The sequence below is a fragment of the Mesorhizobium sp. M7A.F.Ca.ET.027.02.1.1 genome (genome assembly GCF_004022985.1).
In the GTDB taxonomy this organism is placed as follows: Bacteria; Pseudomonadota; Alphaproteobacteria; order Rhizobiales; family Rhizobiaceae; genus Mesorhizobium.
In genome coordinates, this window is record NZ_RZOL01000736.1 from 1 (window position 1) to 1438 (window position 1438).

Below are 1438 nucleotides of genomic sequence, written 5' to 3' on the forward strand. Positions count from 1 at the left end.
CCGGCGACGCTCGGCGACCATGAAGCCGGCGCCGGGCCGCGAAAACGCGATGCCCGCGGATACCAGCCGGTCATAGGCATCGACGATGGTGTTCTTGGAAACGTCAAATTGCTCGGCGGCCTTGCGTATCGACGGAAGCTTGGCGCCGACGGTAATCGAGCCGGTCTCGATGCGCCTTCTGATCTCTGCCGCCACGGTCTCGGCGCGCGTCATCCCAGAACATCCTCCGATGGGCTGCGTGCCCTGATATCGACTGGTACAGTTTGTCGCTGTTTCCTGTAGCTGTACCTTGATAGATGGTATCAGTTAAACGATAGCTGCCTCAACGACAAGCATTCGCAGGGAGGCGATCGTGATGGGGGCTGCCCAGGACAGCGGTGTCGAGCCGCGGCTGAATTCCCGCATCGAGAAATTCCGCGACCTGTCGCCGGCCGATCGCCTGGCGACGGTCGGCGACGCCGCTCGTCTTGGGCAGGCGGATCGCGATGCCTTGCGCGGCGGCGTCCTGCCGCTCGATCTCGCCAACGGCATGATCGAGAATGTGGTCGGCACCTTCGAGATTCCGCTCGGCGTCGCCACCAACTTCACCATCAACGGTCGCGATTACCTCATCCCGATGGCGGTGGAAGAGCCGTCGGTGGTCGCCGCCGCCTCCTACATGGCGCGCATCGCCCGCGGTTGCGGCGGCTTCGAGACATCGAGCACCGCACCGATCATGCGGGCACAGGTGCAGATACTCGGTCTGTCCGATCCGCACGGCGCACGCGCCAGGCTGCTGTCGGCCCGCGACCAGATCATCGCCGCCGCCAACGAGAAGGACCGGGTGCTGATCGGCCTCGGCGGCGGCTGCCGCGAGATCGAAGTGCAGGTGTTCGAGGAGACGCAAGTCGGACCGATGGTGGTGCTGCATCTGCTCGTCGACGTGCGCGACGCGATGGGCGCCAACACGGTCAATACCATGGCCGAGGCAGTCGCACCGATGATCGAGCGCATTTCGGGCGGCACCGTCCGGCTGCGCATCCTCTCCAACCTGGCCGACCTCAGGCTGGCGCGGGCGCGGGTGCGGCTGACGCCGAAGGCACTGGCGACGAAGGAGTTCACCGGCGAGCGTATCGTTGCCGGCATCGTCGAGGCCTGTTCGCTGGCGATCGTCGATCCTTACCGCGCGGCCACGCACAATAAGGGCATCATGAACGGCATCGATCCAGTCGTCGTCGCGACAGGCAACGACTGGCGGGCGATCGAGGCCGGCGCCCACGCCTGGGCGGCGCGCGGCGGCCGTTATACGTCGTTGAGCCGCTGGGAGACCGACGCCGCCGGAAACCTCGTGGGGACGCTGGAAATGCCGATGGCGCTGGGCATGGTCGGCGGCGCCACCAAGACGCACCCGGCCGCTCGCGCAGCGCTGAAACTCCTCGGCGTGACCACGGCGCAAGAG

At 66.4% G+C, this 1438-nt stretch carries 2 protein-coding genes; one reads left to right on the forward strand and one right to left on the reverse strand.

Annotated features, from left to right (window positions below; all coding sequences use genetic code 11):
- A partial coding sequence (locus tag EN749_RS35710) for a winged helix-turn-helix domain-containing protein (protein WP_145991178.1) occupies nt 1–213 on the reverse strand: 213 nt, incomplete at its 3' end.
- Nucleotides 214–355: 142 nt separating this feature from the next.
- Between EN749_RS35710 and EN749_RS35715 the strand changes: the two genes are divergently transcribed.
- A partial coding sequence (locus EN749_RS35715) for a hydroxymethylglutaryl-CoA reductase, degradative (RefSeq protein ID WP_128364925.1) occupies nt 356–1438 on the forward strand: 1083 nt, incomplete at its 3' end.